Origin of the sequence: Arthrobacter wenxiniae, from assembly GCF_013376105.1 — a bacterium.
Taxonomy (GTDB): Bacteria; Actinomycetota; Actinomycetes; order Actinomycetales; family Micrococcaceae; genus Specibacter; species Specibacter wenxiniae.
In genome coordinates, this window is sequence record NZ_JAAMFM010000018.1 from 47,166 (window position 1) to 66,212 (window position 19,047).

Genomic DNA, 19,047 nt, shown 5'->3' on the forward strand with positions numbered 1-19,047 from the left:
GCGGAGAGCAGCCGGAAGCGGCGATGACCCCGACCCGAAAGGGGCATGGAATCATCGCCGCACCGCTTTGCCCTCCAGGCGGGCAGGGACGATCTAGGAGGCTGGGACGACGTCGCCCACCTGGTCCTTGACCCAGTCGTGGAAGGCCCCGATGTGATGTTCGCTCGGGACCAGGACGCCTCCGTTGGCGTAGATCTTCGAGCCCATCGACGGCTGGCAGCGTTCGCAGGCGTCAAAGTCCTGCCGGTTGACGCGGTCAAAGAGCTCCACGGAGGCAGTAAGGTCCTTGCCGCTTTCCACGACGCTGGGCAGGAAGAGCCAGTCGCACTCGACGATCGTCCGGTCCGCGGCCAGGGGGAACATGCGGTGGATGATGACATGGTCCGGCACGAGGTTCACGAACACCGTGGGCTTGATGGTGATGGCATAGTAACGGCGATCCTGGTCAGCGTCGATCCCCGAGATCCGTTCCAGGCCCTCGGAGCCGTCCACGGTGAATCCCTTGATGTCCTCGCCAAACTCCGCACCGTGACCGACGAAAAACTGTGCGGCGAGGCCGTCGGCGAACTCCGGGAGGACCTCGGTCAGCTCCGGGTGGATGGTGGCACAGTGGTAGCACTCCATGAAGTTCTCGATGATGAGCTTCCAGTTGGCTTTCACGTCATAGCGGATGCGGCGGCCGAGGCTGAGATTGGCCACGTCGTAGCCATCGATGGCATGAACGTCACCCAATCGTTCCTCGATGGCACCCATGACGTCTTCCTCGAAGGACGGAGGTTCGTCCGCGAGGCAGACCCAGACGTAGCCTAGATATTCGCGGATATGGACCTTGACCAGCCCGTACTCATCGCGGTTGATATCCGGCATCTTCGTCAGGTTCGGCGCCGCGATGAGCTTGCCCTCAAAGTCGTAGGTCCATGCGTGGTACGGGCACTGGAAGTTACGGGCGACTTCGCCTTTCTCTTCCATGCACAGCTTCACGCCGCGGTGTCTGCAGATGTTGTAGAAGGCGCGGATTTCACCCTTTCGGGTCCTCGAAATCAGCACGCTCTCGCGCCCGATCTGGACTGTCTGCCAGGCGCCGGGATTGTCCAGGTCTGCCGAACGGATTGCACAGAACCACATCTGTTCGAAGATGCGCTCCTGCTCGGCGCGGAATACGGCCTCGTCCACATACGTGGATCCCGGCAGGGTCGGGATCAGGCTGGGGGTGCTTACCTCAATAGACAATTGTCCTCCTTGGAACATCACTGGGAAGTGCGGATAATTTTGTGACTGAAAACTCGGGGGCCGGTTCCCGGCACCGGCGCCTTAGGGTGATAGGGCTGCAAGCAGACCGGGCTGGACTTCCGGTTGGTGGGCGTGGGCGCTCAGATTGCGCCGCCATCTAGTGAACAGCCGTGGCTGGTTCATCCCAAGAACGGCCACCGCGTCGTCGCCGCGGTAATACACGGCAAGGAAATTGTGCTGCTCAGGATCACCTGCCACTACCTCCACACGGTCGTGGCCGGCGGAGTGTCCGGCGAACTGGATCTTTACGCCATGCTGATCCGACCAGAAATAGGGCGGCTTCAGCGGCACCTCCGGAGCCCCGCTGTCCAGAAGGGCTTGAATCGCGGGAACGGACTGCTCAAGGGCGCCGGTCCAATGCTCGATCCGCCGGTGGCCCCCGTGAACCTCGTCGAACCAGGCAGCGCAGTCGCCGACAGCGACTATCCCCGGAACACCGGTGCGGCCCCTCGCATCGCATAAAACGCCCGGACCCGGGTCGATGCCAGAGCCGTGCAGCCATTCCGTATTCGGCTCGGCACCAATACCCACCACGACGACGTCCGTTACCAGTTCGCGCCCGTCCCCCAGCCTGAGTCCGGTGACAGCGCCTTCACTGCTGTGGAACTCTTCGATGACCGCGCCGGAGATTAGCTCCACGCCATGTGCCATGTGCAGCCTGGCAACGACAGCCCCCATGTCCGGCCCGAGTTGGGTGGTAAATGGGACCGGTGCGCTGTTGATCATGGTTACCTGCATTCCCCGCGATGCACCGGCTGAGGCCACTTCGGCGCCAATGAATCCGGCGCCAATGACAACCATCCGGGCACCGCCCACCAACTTGGACGCCAATCCCTGGGCGTCGGTGATTGTCCTGAGGTAAAAGACATTGGCCATTCCGGCCAGGGCCGGCAGTTGGCGGGCGCGGGCGCCTGTGGCTATGACAATACCGTCCGCGGTAATGGATCGTCCGTCGTGCAGGAGAACGGTGCGTGCCGCCGCATCAAGGCCAATGGCGCCGCCCCCAAGAATCCATTCCGCCTGCAGGCAATCATCCTCCGCTTCCAGGAGAAGGTCTTCGGCGGTGATTTTGCCCAGCAGGAAGTCCTTGGACAGCGGCGGCCTGTCGTAGGGTCGGTGAGGCTCATCGCCAATGATGAGCAGCCGTCCCGTGAATCCTTGAGCCCGGGCCGCCCTGGCTGCGGAGAGCCCTGCCAGCGATGCTCCTACAATCGCAAGCGTCTGCATCATTCACCTACTTCTTAAGTGCTTCATACGCATCATCATGCGTCATATGCAACAGAATGACGCACGTCACGCCCACATGTCAACCATCAATGCGGGAATGAAAAACGGCCCGTAACAGGAAAAAATATCTTGACAAGCAATGTGATCTAGCGCACTCTGTTGCTTAACGCGAAATTGGTCTCTGCTTGCGGAACACGTGAAGCGCGGCACAAGCGCTCTCATCACTGAACGAAAAACGAATCCCACCCCGTACACAAAAAAGAGGTGCCCCATGCATAAGGCCTGCCCCCTCAGTGAACTCGCCCCCGGGGAGGCGCTGCGGCTTGATACGGCGCCACCAATAGCGGTCTTCCACACCGAGGAGGGCGAACTTTTCGCTATTGACGACACGTGCACCCATCAGGACGCATCCCTGGCCGACGGCTGGGTGGAGGGGTGCGAAGTCGAGTGTCCGTTGCATGCCTCCCGCTTTAATCTGCGTACCGGCACCGTGGATGCACCGCCGGCCAAGCGGCCGGTCCGCGTACATGAGGTGAGCGTGATCGACGGCGACATCATGGTCATCGAATCGGACGCCGCGCCCAATCTGCCTCCCGGTCTGAGCGTCCAGGGCCTCACCTGATGTCCTCCGGCAGTCGCCCGGTTTCCCATTGAAAATACTTATCGCAAGGTGGTGAAGGTGAATCAACCTACCCAGACACGGCTCTCCCCGGCTTTGGCAGTCAAGAATGAGCTCATCCCCGGGCAGGAATCTCCCGGCGACGCACCCTATGTGCTGACACTGAGCTGTCCGGAACGGCCGGGAATTGTTCACGCCGTCACAAGCTTCCTCGATGGGGGCGGCTTCGACATCCTGGAACATCAGCAGGTCGACGACCACGTCTCGGGCACCCTGTTCTTGCGCACTGCCTTTCGCCCCGACGGCCTTCGCGCCCACCGGGACGCGGTGTCCGCCGCTGAACTGAGCTCGGCATTTGCCCCGATCGGTGAGCAGTTCGGCATGACTTTTCAGATTAGCGACGGAAGCCGGGCCCGGCTGCTCATTATGGTCTCCAAGTTCGGGCATTGCCTCAATGACCTGATCTATCGCTGGCGCTCCGGGAGCCTGAGCGCGGACATCGTGGCGGTTGTTTCCAACCATGAGGACCTGCGTCCGATGGCCGAGACTGCGGGCCTGCCGTTCATCCACATTCCAGTAACCCCGCAAACCAAAGCCGCAGCTGAACACCGGCTGCTGGACGCCGTGACGGATTATCAGGCCGATCTAGTGGTTCTGGCCCGCTACATGCAGGTGCTGTCGGACGATCTGTGCGTCGCCCTCAAGGGCCGGGCCATCAACATCCACCACTCGTTCCTTCCGGGGTTCAAGGGAGCGAAACCATATCACCAGGCCTATGAGCGCGGCGTGAAACTCGTGGGGGCCACGGCGCACTACGTCACCGCGGACTTGGACGAAGGACCCATCATCGAGCAGGAAGTGATCCGGGTGGATCATTGCCTCGATCCGGCGTCGATGGTCGCCGTGGGACGCGACGCGGAGGCCTTGGCCCTCTCCCGGGCGGTGACCTGGCACGTCGAACACCGGGTCCTGCTCAACAAGTCCCGGACAGTGGTTTTCCGTTAACCGGCCTCCCTGCACATCATCCCCGCCCTTCCGAAGCCTGGCCCGTCCCAACCGCATTTCAAGCCCAATGGAGATCCTCGAATGACCCCAACACCTCGCGTTGTCATCATCGGCGCCGGCATCGTCGGTGCCAACCTGGCGGACGAACTTGCCAGCCGTGGCTGGACCAATACGACAGTCCTCGAGCAGGGCCCGCTGCACCTGGCCGGAGGTTCCAGCTCACATGCTCCCGGCCTGGTGTTCCAGACCAATGCGTCCAAGACGATGAGCGAATTCGCCGGCTATACGGTGGAAAAGCTGCTCTCTCTCAGTGCCGACGGGGCTTCCTGCTTCAACCAGGTCGGCGGCCTGGAGCTGGCCACCACGGAGGACCGACTGGCCGAATTGCACCGCAAGCTCGGCTATGCGACGTCCTGGGGGATCGAGGCAAGAATCATTGACGCCGATGAGTGCGAAAAGCACTATCCCCTCCTGGGCCGCGGCCAGGTTTTGGGCGGGCTCCATGTTCCCTCTGACGGCTTGGCGTCTTCGGCGCGGGCCGTCCGGCTGCTGATTGATCGTTCCGCTGCAGCGGGCGTGACGTTCGCCGGCTCCACGACGGTCATTGGCATAGAGCACCTGGGCGGCAGAGTCACCGGTGTGCGAACCGAGGACGCGGTGATCCCGGCCGACATCGTGGTCTCCTGTGCCGGTTTTTGGGGGCCCAAGATCGGGGCCATGGTGGGCATGGCGGTGCCGTTGCTGCCGCTGGCCCACCAGTACGTCACGACGACGCCGTTGGCGGAGCTGAAGGGCAGGAACACCCTTCCCAATGGCGCCCAGCTGCCGATCCTCAGGTACCAGGACAAGGACCTGTACTATCGCGAACACGGTGATCGGATCGGCATCGGTTCCTACGCCCACCGGCCGATGCCCGCTGACCTGGACAGGCTTCCCCAAGTCAGCCCCGCAGACATGACCGAGCATTCCATGCCCTCCCGGCTTGACTTTACCGAAGCGGATTTCCTGCCCGCCTGGGAAGACAGCCGTGCCCTGTTGCCGGCCCTGCACTCTGCCGGGATCGCAGACGGCTTCAACGGCATATTCTCCTTTACCCCCGACGGCGGCCCGCTGGTGGGCGAATCCCCGGACGTGGCCGGTTTTTATGTGGCCGAGGCCGTCTGGGTCACCCATTCTGCCGGCGTGGCCCGTGCAGTGGCCGAACTGCTGGTCGAGGGCAGCTCCCGCATACCATTGCACGAATGCGAGGTCTCACGGTTTGAGGAAGTGCAGACCGCCGAAAGCTACGTGCGTGAAACGTCCCAGCAGAACTTCGTGGAGGTCTACGACATTCTCCACCCGCTCCAGCCCCGGGTTTCCCCGCGGGACTTGCGGGTCAGCCCATTCAACGTCCGCCAGAAGGAGCTGGGCGCCTTCTTCCTCGAATCGGCCGGTTGGGAGCGCCCTCACTGGTTCGAGGCCAACCGCAGCCTGCTGGCCGAGCTGCCCCTCGAATGGCAACCGCCGGAACGCGATCCGTGGTCCGCGCGGTTCTCCTCCCCCATTTCCGCCGCCGAAGCGTGGAAGACGCGCACCGCCGTCGCACTTTTCGACATGACACCGCTCAAACGACTGGAGATCTCCGGCCCGGGGGCGCTTGCACTGCTGCAACGCCTCAGCACAGGACAAGTCAACAAGAAGCCCGGTGCGGTGACGTACTGCCTTCTGTTGGCCGAAGACGGCGGCGTGCGCAGCGACATCACGATCGCCCGGTTGGATGAGGAGACGTTCCAGGTCGGGGTCAACGGCAACATTGACCTCGACTACTTCATCGTGGAGGCCCGGAAGCAGACCAGCGCGGCGACGGAACGGTGGGTCCAGGTGCGCGACATCACCGGGTCCACCTGCTGCATCGGCCTCTGGGGGCCCCTCGCCCGCGAGGTCATGGCAAAGGTGAGCTCAGACGACTTCAGCAATGACTCCCTGCGCTACTTTCGCACCAAAAAGGTGAGAATCAGCGGTGTCCCCGTCACGGCCATGAGGCTGTCCTACGTCGGCGAGTTGGGCTGGGAGCTGTACACCACGGCGGAAAATGGTCTTCGCCTCTGGGATGCGCTCTTCGCTGCCGGCCAGGAACACGGCATCATCGCCGCCGGCCGCGGCGCCTTCAACAGCATGCGGCTGGAGAAGGGCTACCGACTCTGGGGCACGGACGTGACGCCCGAGCACGACCCCTACCAGGCCGGCTTGGGATTCTCCGTGAGCAAGGCCAAAACCGGCGAAGACAACGCCGGCAACGCCGTCAAGTTTGTCGGGGCCGACGCCCTGGCGCGCCGCAGGCAAACCCCTGCAGTCCGCCAATTGCGGTGCCTGACCATCGACGACGGAACGTCAATGGTGCTCGGCAAGGAACCGGTGTATTTCAAGGGAGAACCCGCCGGTTACGTCACGAGTGCCGCCTACGGCTACACCATCGGCAGGCCCATTGCCTATGCGTGGCTGCCCGCGGCAACGGCAGTCGGCGACAGCGTCGACATTGAATACTTTGGCCGGCGGATTCGTGCCACGATCACCCCTGAACCGCTCGTGGATCCGGGGATGGAACGCCTGCGCGGGTAGCACCAGGCAGCGGCCCAGCCCGGCCACCACCGTAAATCGTTTGAGGAGACCTGCACAATGACGGAAAAATACTACGACTATGTAATCGTCGGCGGCGGCAGCGCCGGCTCGGTACTGGCCAATCGCCTGAGCGCCGACGGCACTCACAGTGTGCTGGTCCTTGAGGCGGGCCGAAGCGACTATCCCTGGGACCTGTTGATCCAGATGCCCGCAGCACTCACCTTTCCCAGCGGCAGCCGGTTCTACGACTGGCGCTACCAGTCCGATCCCGAGCCGCACATGGGCGGACGGAGGATCGCCCACACAAGGGGCAAGGTACTGGGCGGCTCAAGCTCCATCAACGGCATGATCTTCCAACGCGGCAACCCGCTGGACTATGAACGTTGGGGTGCCGATCCGGGAATGGAGACGTGGAACTACGCTCACTGCCTGCCCTACTTCAAGAAGATGGAGAACACCCTGGCCGCGGCTCCGGACGATAAATTCCGCGGCCATGACGGGCCATTGGTCCTGGAACGCGGCCCCGCTCGGAACCCGCTGTTCCAAGCCTTCTTCCGTGCGGCCGAACAGGCAGGCTTCCTGCGCACCGAGGACGTCAACGGCTACCGCCAGGAGGGCTTTGGCCCGTTCGACCGTAACGTGCACAAAGGACAGCGGCTGTCCGCCTCACGGGCCTACCTGCGCCCAAACCGTGGCAGGCCAAACTTGCGCGTGCTCACCCGGGCCTTCGTCACCAAAGTCAACTTCACCGGCACGGCGGCAACGTCCGTGAGCTACCGCAGGAACGGGCGGCGACACACTGCGCACGCCACGGAGATCATCCTGTGCGGCGGCGCCATCAACACCCCGCAATTGCTGCAATTGTCGGGAGTTGGCGACACGGCGCACCTGGGGAAGCTGGGCATCCGGCCGGTTGTCGACCTGCCCGGCGTGGGTGAAAACCTGCAAGACCACCTGGAGGTCTACATCCAGCATGCCTGCACCCAGCCCGTCTCCATGCAGCCGAGCCTCAGTCCCTGGCGCTACCCCTTCATCGGTCTGCAATGGCTTCTGGGACGCACCGGGCCGGCGGCCACCAACCACTTCGAGGGTGGCGGTTTTGTACGCTCAAACGACAAGGTCTCCTATCCAAACCTGATGTTCCACTTCCTGCCCGTCGCCGTGCGCTATGACGGGCAGAAAGCCGCCGCCAAACACGGCTACCAGGTTCACATCGGGCCGATGTACTCGGATTCCAGGGGCAGCGTGAAAATCCTGTCCACGGATCCCAAACGCCACCCGTCGATGAAGTTCAATTATCTCTCGACGGATCAGGACCGCAGCGAATGGGTGGAGGCGGTACGGATCTCCCGCGACATCCTGGGCCAGGCTGCCATGGGCGCGTTCGACGGCGGGGAGCTCTCCCCCGGCGCGGCTGTCCAGACCGACGAGGAGATCCTTCAGTGGGTGGGTCGGGACGCCGAGACGGCGCTGCATCCGTCCTGCACCGCCAAAATGGGACCGGCATCGGATCCCCTGGCTGTCGTTGACCCGCTCACAATGAGGGTGCACGGCACGAGCGGGCTGCGTGTGGCCGATGCGTCCGCCATGCCGTATGTTACCAACGGCAACATCTACGCCCCGGTCATGATGCTCGCCGAGAAGGCGGCCGACCTCATTCTTGGACAACCCCCGCTCACCGCACAGGGCACCGACTTCTATCGACACGGTTCCAGCCCGCAGGATCCCGACCCGCTGGCTGGCGGGGCGGCCGGCGGCCGTGAGCAACTGTCACCGCAGACACAGGGCAGGACCCAATCGTGAGCCCGCAGGCAGTTGACCTGGGCATCCAGGTGGCACGCGGCATCTACGTCGGCGGAACATGGGTGGCGTCGGACGGGGGCGCTGTCCGAACCATTTGTTGTCCAGCGGATGGAACCGAGGTTGCCAGCGTGGCCGAGGGCACTGCAAAGGACACGGAGGCCGCCATCGGCAGCGCCCGGCATGCCTTTGATTCCGGCCTCTGGGCCGGAATCCCGGAAATCCAACGCGGCCGGATGCTGCTGCGCACCGCCGATCTCCTCCAGAGGGACAAGGCCGCCTATGCCACGGCGGAGGCCTTGGACACCGGCAAGCGGTATGTCGAGGCGGAATACGACATCGATGACGTCATATCCTGCTTCCGGTACTATGGCGGCCTGGCCGGCACGGAGGCGGGCCGCGTTATTGACACGGGCAGCCCCGCCGCCGTCAGCCGGATCGTCCATGTGCCCGTCGGGGTCTGCGGGCTGATCACACCATGGAATTACCCGCTGCTCCAGACCTCCTGGAAGGTTGCCCCGGCACTGCTGGCCGGCAACACCTTTGTCCTCAAGCCCAGCGAGTTGACGCCGTCGACCGCGATCCTGTTAATGGAAACGCTGGCCGAGGCAGGGGTTCCCGCCGGCGTGGCGAACCTTGTCACCGGCGCCGGACCTGTTGTTGGTGCCGGGCTGGGTACGGATCCGCGCGTGGACCTGGTTTCCTTCACCGGCGGGCTGGCAACCGGCAGGGTCCTGATGGCAGCAGCCGCTGCGACAGTGAAGCGGGTGGCGCTTGAACTCGGCGGAAAAAACCCGAACATTGTTTTTGCCGACGCCGACCTCGAGTCGGCCGTTGACTATGCATTGACGGCCGTCTTCCTGCATTCCGGGCAGGTCTGCTCGGCCGGGTCCCGGCTCCTGGTGGAAGAGTCGATCCACGACGAATTTGTGGCCGAGGTCGCCGTGCGGGCGCGCCACATCCGCCTTGGCGGTCCGTTTGACGAAGACGCCCAGGCGGGCCCGCTGATCTCCGCGGCCCACCGGGACAAGGTGCACGCCTATGTCACGGCTGGAGTGGCCGAGGGCGCCCGTCTGCTCTGCGGCGGACACATCCCAACCGAACCCCGCTTGGCGGGCGGCAGCTATTACCCGCCCACCATCCTTGACGGCTGTGCGACGGGGATGCGCGTGGTGCAGGAGGAGTCCTTTGGACCCGTGCTCACGGTGGAGACTTTCAGGACGGAAGAAGAGGCTGTGAGGTTGGCCAACGACACGATCTATGGGCTGGCGGGAGCGGTATGGACCCGGGATGGCGCCCGCGCCCAGCGGGTCGCGCAGGCGCTGCGGCATGGCACCGTATGGATCAACGACTACCATCCCTACGTTCCGCAGGCGGAATGGGGCGGATTCGGCCAATCCGGGAATGGTCGCGAGCTCGGTTTGGCAGGGTTGGGGGAATACCGGGAGACGAAGCACATATGGCAAAACATTGACCCCGGACCCAGCCATTGGTTCGATACTTCGACAGCAGGAGCATAGCCGTGAACAGTCCCGTAATATCAGTCCGAAACCTCTGGAAAGTCTTCGGAACGGGGGGAGAGAAGGTTCCCGGCAACGCCGGCCTGTCCGGCCAGAGCTCGGCCGAGCTGCTTGAGAGCACCGGCTGTGTCACGGCCGTGCGAAACATGAACTTCGATGTCGCCAAGGGCGAGGTCTTCGTGGTGATGGGACTCTCCGGCTCGGGGAAGTCAACATTGATCCGTTGCCTCACCCGGCTGATCGAGCCCACCTCCGGCCAGGTGCTGGTGGACGGCCGAGACGTGCTGCAGGCCGGCACCGTGGAGTTGCGCGAGCTGCGCCGGCGCAAGATGTCCATGGTATTCCAGCATTTCGGCCTGCTGCCGCATCGCACGGTGCTGGACAACGTCTCCTATGGCCTGCAGATCCGCGGCACGGCCAAGAAGGAGCGGGAGAGCCGATCCCGCGAAATCATCGAACTCGTCGGGCTGAAGGGGTATGAACAGCACTACCCCGACCAGCTCTCCGGCGGCATGCAGCAGCGCGTCGGACTGGGGCGTGCCCTCGCTGGGGACCCGGACACCATCCTCTTCGACGAACCGTTCTCAGCGCTGGATCCACTGATCCGCCGCGACATGCAGGCAGAGGTAATCCGCCTGCACAAGGAGATGGGAAAGACCATGGTTTTCGTCACCCATGACCTGTCCGAGGCGCTCAAGCTGGGAGACCGCATCCTGATCATGCGCGACGGCGAGATGGTCCAGATGGGCTCGGGGGACGAACTGGTGGGTTCACCGGCGGACAGCTACATTGCCGATTTCGTCTCCGAGGTGCCGCGGGCAGATGTCCTGACGCTCAAGTGGATCACGGGGCCGGTGGCCGCCGGCACGCCGTCCGACGCCCCTGTTCTGGCGTCGACAACACTCATCAGGGACGCCATCCCCCTGGTGAGCGGTGCCAGCAGCCCCGTCCTGGTGGCCGACGGCGGCGGAAGGATCATGGGCCAGATCGACCGGGACAGCATCCTGGCCGCCATCCACAGCTCCGGCAGCCACCACCCGGCCACCCCGGGCAAAGTAGCCGTTGGCGCCAGCAAAGAATCCGCAGCATGATGGCCACGTTGTTTCGTGCCCGACCGGTGCTGGCCGCCGGACCCGGCACCACGGCTGGGAACCGGCGCCGGATCAGCCGGCGGACCGCACTGCTGCTGGGCGCCGGAGCCCTCTGGCTGCTGGGCTACCTGTTCCTGCACGGCACCGGCACCTTGGCGCTGCCGGCTTCCGAGCTGACGGACCTGCACCGGAGCCTGAACCATTTCAATTCCTGGATCGCGGAGAACCGCGCCGGAAACCCAGTCTTCATGTACGTCCTCACTCCGCTGCGCGGCGCCGTAGGATCGGTCGCGGGCTTCTTCATGGCCGTCTTCGCTGCCAGCCCCACCGGCCAGGTCATCCCCGTCATGGGCTGGCTGGGCACCGTCGCCGTGCTCACCTGGGTTGCCTTCGCCGTCGGCAACCTCCGGGTAGCCCTGCTGACCGCCGTCGTGTTCAGCTTCTTCGGGTTCCAGGGTCTGTTCGTCGATGCCGCCTACACCTTTGCCCTGGTCGTCACGGCCGTGCTGTTGACCTTGCTGGCGGGCATTCCCTTGGGTGTGCTGGCCGGAATCAGCAGCCGCGTCCAGAAGGTTGTCACCCCCGTTCTGGACTTCATGCAGACCATGCCTTCGTTTGTATATCTGGCCCCGCTGGCGCTGGTCTTCCTGATCGGCCCGGCGTCCGCGGTGATTGCGACCGTGATCTTTGCGGCACCGCCAGTCATCCGGCTGACCTCCCACGGCATCCGCAGCATTCCCGAGAACACCAGGGAAGCTTCCGATTCGCTGGGCACAACCGGCTGGCAGCGGCTGCGCACACTCCAGCTTCCGATGGCGCGCCGGACCATTGTGATGGGCATCAACCAAAGCACGATGGCGGCGCTGTCCATGGTGACCATCGCGGCCCTGATCGCCGCTCCGGGGCTGGGCCAGGTGGTCGTCGTCGCCCTACAATCGCTGGATGTGGGGACCGCGGTCAACTCGGGCCTGGGCATTGTGCTCATGGCCATTGTGCTGGACCGCGTCACCACCGCCGCGAGCCAACGTGCCGAGCCCGGTGCCCGCCGGTCCGGCAGGTTGTCCGGCCGGACCCGGTTCATCGTGCTCTCAGCAGCCCTGATCCTGACACTGGGACTTGTCCAGGTCTCCCGCACCGTGATGTGGGCCGCCGTCTTTCCGCAGAACCTCAACGTGGGGCCGGCGATCAGCGGCGGCGTCAGCGCTGCCAGCGACTGGCTGCAGACCAACCTGTATTTCCTGACCCACTCCTTCCAGGAGTCGGTCACGATCGGCATCCTCAACCCGTTCCAGTCGCTCCTCACCGACACGCCCTTTTTCGTCCTGGCCGCCGCGATCGCGATCGCAGCCTTCGCCGTCGGAGGCTGGAAGCTGGCAGCGGTGACCTCCTTTTGCCTGGCCGCGATCATCTCCCTGGGGCTCTGGAACGACACCATGGTGACGCTCGCCAGCAGCCTTTTGGCCATCATTGTCGTGATGGTGCTGGGTGTGGTCTTCGGCGTGGCCATGGGCCGCTCCAGCAGGATTGACCAGGCCATGCGACCCATGCTGGACGCCGGCCAGACCATGCCGGCGTTTGTCTACCTGGTTCCCTTCCTGGGGCTCTTCGGCGCGAACCGCTTTACCGCCATCGTGGCCGCCATCATCTACGCCGCGCCGGTGGCCATCAAGATCACCGCCGACGGCATTGCCGGGATTTCGCCGACCGTCGTGGAGGCTGCCGTGTCCAGCGGTTCCACACCGTGGCAGGTGATCAGCAAGGTCCAGCTTCCGATGGCCCGCAAGACACTGGCACTTGCCGCCAACCAAGGTCTGATGTACGTGCTGGCCATGGTCGTCATCGGTGCCCTGGTCGGCGCCGGCGGCCTCGGGTACGACGTTGTCGCCGGCTTTGTCCAGAGTTCGGTGTTTGGAAAGGGCCTGGCGGCAGGCCTGGCCATCGTCTTCCTGGGCATTCTGCTGGACCGCATCACCCAGGCCGCCGCCGCGGCCCCCGTCCGGAAGCGAATCAGCTAGCGAAAATCTCGATTCCCACTACCGCATTCCCACCACAGCGCATTTCCCGCCAAAAGGAGAAAACCATGTTCAAATCAGCACAGCTATTAAGCCGAAGTCTTCCTGCCGCAGCTGCGGCAGTTGGGGCGCTTTTGCTGCTCACCGGATGCGGCGCTGCATCCGTGAACCAAGCAGGCGCGGCCGGTTCCGCCAAAACGGACTGCGGGACGGTGAACGTCGCGCTCAATGCCTGGGTCGGCTACACCGCCGACGCGGCCGTGTTCGACTACCTGGCCAAGAACAAGCTCGGCTGCACGGTGGTGGAGAAGAACCTGAACGAACAGATCTCCTGGCAGGGATTCGCTTCCGGCCAGGTGGATGTCATTATGGAAAACTGGGGCCATGCCGATCTGGCCAAGCAATACATCACGGACCAGCACGTCGCCGTCGACGCAGGGCCCACCGGCAACGTGGGACACATCGGCTGGTATGTCCCGCCGTGGATGGCCGCGAAGTACCCCGATATTACCAACGGCAAGAACCTGAACAAGTATGCCAACATGTTCAAAACCTCCGAGTCCGCGGGCAAGGGGCAACTGCTCGACGGCGATCCGGCCTTCGTGACCAACGATGAGGCGCTGGTGAAGAACCTCAACCTCAACTACAAGGTGGTCTTTGCCGGCTCCGAAGCGGCCCTCATCCAGTCGTTCCGGACCGCAGAAGCGAACAAGACCCCGCTGCTGGGCTACTTCTACGACCCGCAATGGTTCCTCTCCGAAGTCCCCCTGGTCAAGGTCAGCCTCCCTGCGTGGACCCCCGGCTGCGACTCCGACCCGGAAAAGGTGGCCTGCGACTACCCGGTCTACAACCTGAACAAGGTGATCTCCACGAAACTCGCCAACAGCGGATCCCCTGCCGCGAAACTCATCAAGGCCTTCAAATGGACCAATGCGGACCAGAACGCCGTCGCGAAGGACATCCAGGGCGGCATGGCGCCGGATGCGGCGGCCAAGAAGTGGGTGGATGCCCATGCCAGCGTCGTAAACGGCTGGCTGAAATAGGAGCGCGCTGGTGCCCGGAACCCCCGGGCGCCAGCGCCTCAACCGCATGCTCCTCGGGACCGACGCATAACGGCTGCTCCATGCTCGGACGCCAGTAACCCCTCGGGACCGTCCCTCAACGCCCAAAGCGGCGCAACCCCGAAGCTGCCACGGCGTCGGCTCAAGATTTCCGACCTCAAAGTCGTCAACAAGCAAATGCTCAAGAAGCCCTCGGCGGCACGATCGTGGGCAACACGATGGAATGGTATGACGTCGGCGCATTCGGTTACCTCATTACCACCATGGGCCCGGTCTTCCTCCCTGAAGCTGACAAGTCCGTGCAGACACTCTTCCTGCCACGCGGCGGGCGTCGGAGATGGACTTCAGGTCACGGATGTTCACGTCCGCGCTGATGGTTCCCCGGCGCGGATAGACGGTCAGCATCCGGTCAGACTCCAGGCGCCTGACCGCCTCGCGCATGGGTGTGCGGCCAACCTTGAGCTCGGCCATTTGGTCGTCTTCATTCAAGGCCGCACCCGGAGGCAGCCGCATGTCAATGATGCGCTCCCGCAATTCAAGATAGGCATGTTCCGCCCGGGTCCGGCCGCCAGCAGAAGTTCCATTCACAATGCCGGGCCACTTCCTCGATCCAAAGAACCAATTTGCGGCTCACTCTAGATTTATCGGATCCGTTGGCCCGGCACGACGATAGCTGCTCGCGCCTGTTCGGGATGGGAGGGCGGCTCACCATCCCGTGCAATGGTGCGGCGAATGTGCCTGTCTACCGGCGGGGGTAGCCCATGTTGGCGCTGATCTGCAGGCCCGCCTGCTTCAGTGCTTCGAGGAGTCCAGGGGTCTTTTCGGGATCGAAGCGAAAGGCCGGCCCAGAAATGCTCACCGCCCCAATGACATTTCCCGCGTGGTTATAGACCGGCGCCGCCGCGGCATTCAATCCAATCTCTATCTCATCCCTCGCCACCGCATATCCCACGCGTGAAACCTCCAGCAGCTGGCTCTCAAGCTGGTGGCGGTCGGTGATGGTCCGCGGCGTCCTTGCGGGCAGTCCCGTCTCCTCCAGGATGCGGGCACGTTCGTCAGCGGTCAGGGCTGCCAGGAGTACCTTTCCGCTGGAGGTGGCATGCAGCGGGGTCAGGCTGCCCACCCAGTCGTACATGACAAGCATTGAAGGCCCCATGGCCTGGTCGACGTTGACGGCAAAGTTGGAGCGGAGCACGGCAAGATTCACCGTCTCCTTATATTCCTCGGCCAGGCATTCCAACACCTGACGGGCCTCGTGAACGAGACTCAACCGTCCGGGGATGGAGCTGGCCAGCCGCAGGACCCCGAAACCCAGCTGGTACTTTCCCCTCCCGTTGTCCTGTTGGACCAAGTCCCTGCCCACGAGGGAGACCAGCAGCCGGAAGATCGTGGATTTGTGGAGGTTCATTTCCTCGGCAATTTCGCTCACGCCGGCATAGCCGTCGCGGGCCAGAATGTCCAAGACGGCAAGCGCCCTGTCCACGGATTGAACACCTCCCTGGGGGCCCTTGCCTGCATCAATAGAAGATTCAGCGTCATTATTCGGAATCACGGTGCACACCTTCCAGTAGTTCCCGTGATTGTCCTACCCGCCACAAAGTCATCTCCACCGCTCGCCCGATTAGCTTCATACTCCAAATCCTAGCGGTGGCCGGATTAGCCGCATGGAATAGGGCCGATCACACCCTGTATTTAACGCGGTAACGGCGGACTCAAGGCCGCGCTGTGGTCAACCAATCATGGCGGCCAAAACGGAAAGGTGCAACGAATCCTAAGCTCCGGCACCCCAGCCCGGCGAACGGCTGGCTGTCCGCGAGCCGTTCCCGCGGCCCGCGCAGGTCCTGCCCCGGCCCGACGCCGCCGACACCGCCGATGGCGCGTTCTCGCTTTGTCGTCAGCCCTATCTGGGCCGAACGTGTTGCCGGGGATCGGCCCAACCTGCCCAAGGTGGTGATGACAAAGGTCGGGGGACGCTCCTGGCCGTATTCAACAATGGATGGCCCACGGGGCGGCAGTTGTTATCTTTCAACAGGCCCAGGCAGAGCGTCGTGATCTCTGTCAGCAGCCTCGATCACTCACTGTTCAGCCTTCACGTCAAGATAGAGAAAGACTCCACCCATCCCCTTGGCGGTCGGCCTCGGGAAGAAACTGAGATACAAAAGGATCCGAGGAAGCTGGCCGCAGCCCCAGGACGTGCAGCCCAAGTTGTAAAGGACACCACCGTAGAGGAATGCATGGCGCCCTTGTTCTTCCGGCGGGGTGACTGCAGGCATTTCAATGGCGGCGGGCAAGGCAAAAAAGTTCCTTCGCAAAAACGCCCGCTGCCGGTCAATGCCAGTTACCTTCATGCGGATGTGGTTCATGGGGCTCGTCCTGATTGCCATGGTTGCCTCGCCCCACCGCTGGCCGTTTGCCGCCGGCGGCAACAAATGTGGTCTTGGCCAGCCGGGGTGCCCCTGGTCAGGCCGTCTCTTCAGCGGGTCGGTTTGGAATCTCCGGCAGTCAGGGCATAATCTAGAAAAGTTGACGGCTTCACAGCCGTCACGGGGCTATGGCGCAGTTGGTAGCGCGCCTCGTTCGCATCGAGGAGGTCAGGGGTTCGAATCCCCTTAGCTCCACCCGAATGGCCCCCTGACCTGCGGAAACGCTGGGTCGGGGGCCTTTTGTCTTCCCAAAAGGCGCCAAGCCGCACGTACCCGCCCAGATTTGGGGCAGAGTACGCGTGACCAAGTGTTGGCGACGAACAAAGAACTTTGGGACAGGTGGCCACGGCAGACAAGCCTCTCCGCATGCTGATTTGACGAGTTCCTTCGGCGGCTCAAGCGTTGCAAGCTTATGAAGAGCATCGGTGGGATCGTGCGACTCCGACGCCCCGGCGTCGGCCATGGCGGCGTCAAGGACACCGGCAGCGGCTTCATTGTGGAGTTCCGCGACCCAGACAACATTGCGTTGGAATTGTTTGCGCCGAGGGTTTCGACAAGCTCAACCACCGGGAAAACGCAGGCCCAGTCACGGTGCCAGTTTCTGCTCGGTCAGCCAGTCATTGAACTCAATGCGTCCGACGGCGGCATCCGGCGCCAGGTTTCGACCGGCCCGTAGAAAAGTGCCGAATGCCCCCGGCAGCGGCATGGTCGTCACCACGCCGTGGCGCCCCGTGGTCGCCTTCCACTGTTCCGCCAGGGCCCTCATGGGCCACACGGACGGCCCGCCCGCCTGGACCGAGCGGTGCGGCACGGCACCCGGTTCAAGGCCGGCCACCGCTTCGTCGACCAGCACAGCCGCCACGTCCGCCGTCGCAATTGGTTGAAAGGAGACGCCGGAGAACGCCGGAATGATCCCCACTTTGGCGGCAGTGGAGAAAAGGCCCGCCACGAGGTTGTGGAACTGCGTGGCGTACACCACCGTGGTGGGCATCCCAGACGACTCATAGCTGCGCGCCCGTGACGCCTGCACCTGGTAATACCCCATGGAACATTCCGCGGCATTGACAATGGTCAGCAACACACAGCGCGCGACCTTGGCCCGCCGGGCCGCCGCAAGCACGGCGACAGTTGTTGCCGGCAACGCCTTCAATGCCGGCCCCGTCCGCGCGTCGAGGGTCTCCACGACGACGTCGACTCCGGCCAGCGCGCCCGCAACACCGTCACCCGTGCGGAAATCCGCCTCCACGTATTCGGCGCCGGCCACTCTGCGCGGATCCGTCAGCTGGGGAACGTGCCTGCTCACCGACCGGACCCTCAGCCCGCGGCCCACCGCGTCCGCAACCACGGCCCGGCCAGCGGTACCCGTTCCTCCGGCAACAGCAATCAGCACCATGGCTCGAGGCTACCCTCGGGCGGGGCATGGGGCCACCGGTAATTGAGCTCGTCGAAATCAGGGTCTCGACGCGCTCGCAAAGCTCGCTGCTCGACCACCGGGCCTGGGGGGTCTCGACGCGCTCGCAAAGCTCGCTGCTCGACCACCGGCGACAGGCTCGACCACCGGTCGGCGTTTACGCGCGGCGGCGCCGGAGCACTACGTCGAGGTTGTTCAGTCCGTGGCCGGCATTTGCCGGCTTCTCGGCGGCGGCCGGCTCCTCCCCCGCCTTGCCGCCGTCCACAACGGCCGGCGCCGCAGCGGCGTCAGCCGCGGGCATTCCAATGCCGGCCTGGTCGGCCTTGATGGACGTCCCGGCGGATCTGGGCACTGCGGGAACCTGAAGCGGGGCGGCGGCCGCGGCGGCGGCACGGGCTGCCGTGACATAGCCGGGCTTGGGCACCTCCACGGGCTCCCAGGTCTCCGCGGAGAGCTCACCCTCGGCCACGGTCTGCGTGTGGGCCAGCTTCGCGTCCGCCGTGCCCTGGGCCGCGACGCGCAGGGCGGCGTTGCGCAGTTCCTCGGCCGTCAGTGGCTTCTGCGCGCGGGTGGGCTTGCCGGCGGGGGCGCCCTGGGCCCCGTCAAACAGGACCGTCGGGCGCGGTTCCACGGCGGGACCGGACGGTGCCGCGGACCCGGCGTCCGACGTCGTACGTTCAGCCGCCAGCCGGACGGCCGCACGGCGTGCGTTGTGGTCGCGCACGGCCACGGCGCGCAGCCCGGCCAGCACGGCCAGGAAGACTATGAGGCCCGTCCAGCCGAGCACGGAAGAGCCGACACGGAACAGGCTCAGGCCGCCGGAGACAAAAGCGGTAAGGAGCGCGATGAGGCCCACGGCGGCAACGGCCGTCCGGCCCCAGTAAATGGTGAGCGGGGCAGGTCCGGAAACGGGCGCGGCGGATGGGCGTCCCGGCTCCACGTGGGCGTGGGCGTCGGAAATAGTGCGTTCCATTGACGTCTCCTGCTACT

The 19,047-nt window shown here is 64.2% G+C and carries 15 protein-coding genes, 1 tRNA gene and 1 pseudogene; 10 read left to right on the top strand and 7 right to left on the bottom strand.

Annotated features, from left to right (window positions below; translation table 11 throughout):
* Positions 1 to 93: 93 nt before the first annotated feature.
* Complete coding sequence (locus tag G6034_RS12290) at positions 94 to 1,230, bottom strand: aromatic ring-hydroxylating oxygenase subunit alpha (RefSeq protein ID WP_176635404.1); 1,137 nt, start codon at positions 1,228 to 1,230, stop codon at positions 94 to 96.
* A gap of 81 nt (positions 1,231 to 1,311) precedes the next feature.
* Positions 1,312 to 2,520, bottom strand: coding sequence for an NAD(P)/FAD-dependent oxidoreductase (locus G6034_RS12295; RefSeq protein ID WP_246295757.1), 1,209 nt, complete (start codon positions 2,518 to 2,520; stop codon positions 1,312 to 1,314).
* Positions 2,521 to 2,788: 268 nt separating this feature from the next.
* Here G6034_RS12295 and G6034_RS12300 point away from each other — a divergent pair, with 268 nt between their 5' ends.
* From G6034_RS12300 to G6034_RS19840, 9 genes and pseudogenes are all read left to right on the top strand, one after another.
* Complete coding sequence (locus tag G6034_RS12300; protein WP_176635405.1) at positions 2,789 to 3,139, top strand: bifunctional 3-phenylpropionate/cinnamic acid dioxygenase ferredoxin subunit; 351 nt, start codon at positions 2,789 to 2,791, stop codon at positions 3,137 to 3,139.
* Between the two features lie 93 nt (positions 3,140 to 3,232).
* Positions 3,233 to 4,141: a formyltetrahydrofolate deformylase gene (gene purU / locus G6034_RS12305; RefSeq protein ID WP_218063875.1), complete on the top strand. Its 909-nt coding sequence runs from the start codon at positions 3,233 to 3,235 to the stop codon at positions 4,139 to 4,141.
* An 81-nt stretch (positions 4,142 to 4,222) separates the two neighbouring features.
* A complete protein-coding gene (locus G6034_RS12310) occupies positions 4,223 to 6,739 on the top strand; it encodes a GcvT family protein (RefSeq protein WP_176635406.1) in 2,517 nt (838 codons plus the stop codon).
* A gap of 57 nt (positions 6,740 to 6,796) precedes the next feature.
* On the top strand, positions 6,797 to 8,542 hold the full coding sequence (betA, locus tag G6034_RS12315) for a choline dehydrogenase (RefSeq protein ID WP_176635407.1): 1,746 nt from the start codon (positions 6,797 to 6,799) through the stop codon (positions 8,540 to 8,542).
* Positions 8,539 to 10,059, top strand: a complete 1,521-nt coding sequence (locus tag G6034_RS12320; RefSeq protein WP_343038036.1) for an aldehyde dehydrogenase family protein — start codon at positions 8,539 to 8,541, stop codon at positions 10,057 to 10,059. The genes betA and G6034_RS12320 overlap by 4 nt, the downstream gene beginning before the upstream one ends.
* A 2-nt stretch (positions 10,060 to 10,061) precedes the next feature.
* Positions 10,062 to 11,150 (top strand): quaternary amine ABC transporter ATP-binding protein, encoded by a 1,089-nt coding sequence (locus tag G6034_RS12325; protein ID WP_343038037.1) that lies wholly within the window; start codon positions 10,062 to 10,064, stop codon positions 11,148 to 11,150.
* Positions 11,147 to 13,165, top strand: coding sequence for an ABC transporter permease (locus tag G6034_RS12330; protein WP_218063869.1), 2,019 nt, complete (start codon positions 11,147 to 11,149; stop codon positions 13,163 to 13,165). The genes G6034_RS12325 and G6034_RS12330 overlap by 4 nt, the downstream gene beginning before the upstream one ends.
* Positions 13,166 to 13,326: 161 nt before the next feature.
* Positions 13,327 to 14,205: an ABC transporter substrate-binding protein gene (locus G6034_RS12335; protein ID WP_218063870.1), complete on the top strand. Its 879-nt coding sequence runs from the start codon at positions 13,327 to 13,329 to the stop codon at positions 14,203 to 14,205.
* 144 nt (positions 14,206 to 14,349) lie between these two features.
* Positions 14,350 to 14,540 (top strand): annotated as a pseudogene (locus G6034_RS19840) (MFS transporter); the annotation flags it as partial.
* Here the strand turns inward: G6034_RS19840 and G6034_RS12340 are convergent.
* From G6034_RS12340 to G6034_RS12350, 3 genes are all read right to left on the bottom strand, one after another.
* Positions 14,479 to 14,811 carry a GntR family transcriptional regulator gene (locus G6034_RS12340; RefSeq protein WP_343038038.1) on the bottom strand — a complete coding sequence of 111 codons (333 nt, stop codon included), beginning with the start codon at positions 14,809 to 14,811 and terminating at the stop codon, positions 14,479 to 14,481. The pseudogene G6034_RS19840 and the gene G6034_RS12340 overlap by 62 nt on opposite strands.
* Positions 14,812 to 14,965: 154 nt before the next feature.
* Positions 14,966 to 15,772, bottom strand: coding sequence for an IclR family transcriptional regulator (locus G6034_RS12345; RefSeq protein WP_425485522.1), 807 nt, complete (start codon positions 15,770 to 15,772; stop codon positions 14,966 to 14,968).
* Between the two features lie 526 nt (positions 15,773 to 16,298).
* Positions 16,299 to 16,586 carry a hypothetical protein gene (locus G6034_RS12350; RefSeq protein ID WP_176635411.1) on the bottom strand — a complete coding sequence of 96 codons (288 nt, stop codon included), beginning with the start codon at positions 16,584 to 16,586 and terminating at the stop codon, positions 16,299 to 16,301.
* A gap of 182 nt (positions 16,587 to 16,768) precedes the next feature.
* On the opposite strand from G6034_RS12350, the gene G6034_RS12355 reads away from it, so the two are divergent.
* Positions 16,769 to 16,841 (top strand) — tRNA-Ala (locus G6034_RS12355).
* Positions 16,842 to 17,232: 391 nt separating this feature from the next.
* Here the strand turns inward: G6034_RS12355 and G6034_RS12360 are convergent.
* Together G6034_RS12360 and G6034_RS12365 are read right to left on the bottom strand one after the other, a co-directional pair.
* Positions 17,233 to 18,039: an SDR family oxidoreductase gene (locus tag G6034_RS12360; protein ID WP_176635412.1), complete on the bottom strand. Its 807-nt coding sequence runs from the start codon at positions 18,037 to 18,039 to the stop codon at positions 17,233 to 17,235.
* 175 nt (positions 18,040 to 18,214) lie between these two features.
* Positions 18,215 to 19,030 (bottom strand): hypothetical protein, encoded by an 816-nt coding sequence (locus tag G6034_RS12365; protein WP_176635413.1) that lies wholly within the window; start codon positions 19,028 to 19,030, stop codon positions 18,215 to 18,217.
* Between the last annotated feature and the right edge of the window lie 17 nt (positions 19,031 to 19,047).

Bases quoted from the DNA above. Each gene is read 5' to 3' on its own strand.
- G6034_RS12295 (WP_246295757.1), bottom strand. From the start codon at position 2,520: ATGATGCAGACGCTTGCGATTGTAGGAGCATCGCTGGCAGGGCTCTCC.
- G6034_RS12300 (WP_176635405.1), top strand. From the start codon at position 2,789: ATGCATAAGGCCTGCCCCCTCAGTGAACTCGCCCCCGGGGAGGCGCTG.
- G6034_RS12310 (WP_176635406.1), top strand. From the start codon at position 4,223: ATGACCCCAACACCTCGCGTTGTCATCATCGGCGCCGGCATCGTCGGT.
- betA (WP_176635407.1), top strand. From the start codon at position 6,797: ATGACGGAAAAATACTACGACTATGTAATCGTCGGCGGCGGCAGCGCC.
- G6034_RS12330 (WP_218063869.1), top strand. From the start codon at position 11,147: ATGATGGCCACGTTGTTTCGTGCCCGACCGGTGCTGGCCGCCGGACCC.
- G6034_RS12350 (WP_176635411.1), bottom strand. From the start codon at position 16,586: ATGAACCACATCCGCATGAAGGTAACTGGCATTGACCGGCAGCGGGCG.
- G6034_RS12360 (WP_176635412.1), bottom strand. From the start codon at position 18,039: ATGGTGCTGATTGCTGTTGCCGGAGGAACGGGTACCGCTGGCCGGGCC.
- G6034_RS12365 (WP_176635413.1), bottom strand. From the start codon at position 19,030: ATGGAACGCACTATTTCCGACGCCCACGCCCACGTGGAGCCGGGACGC.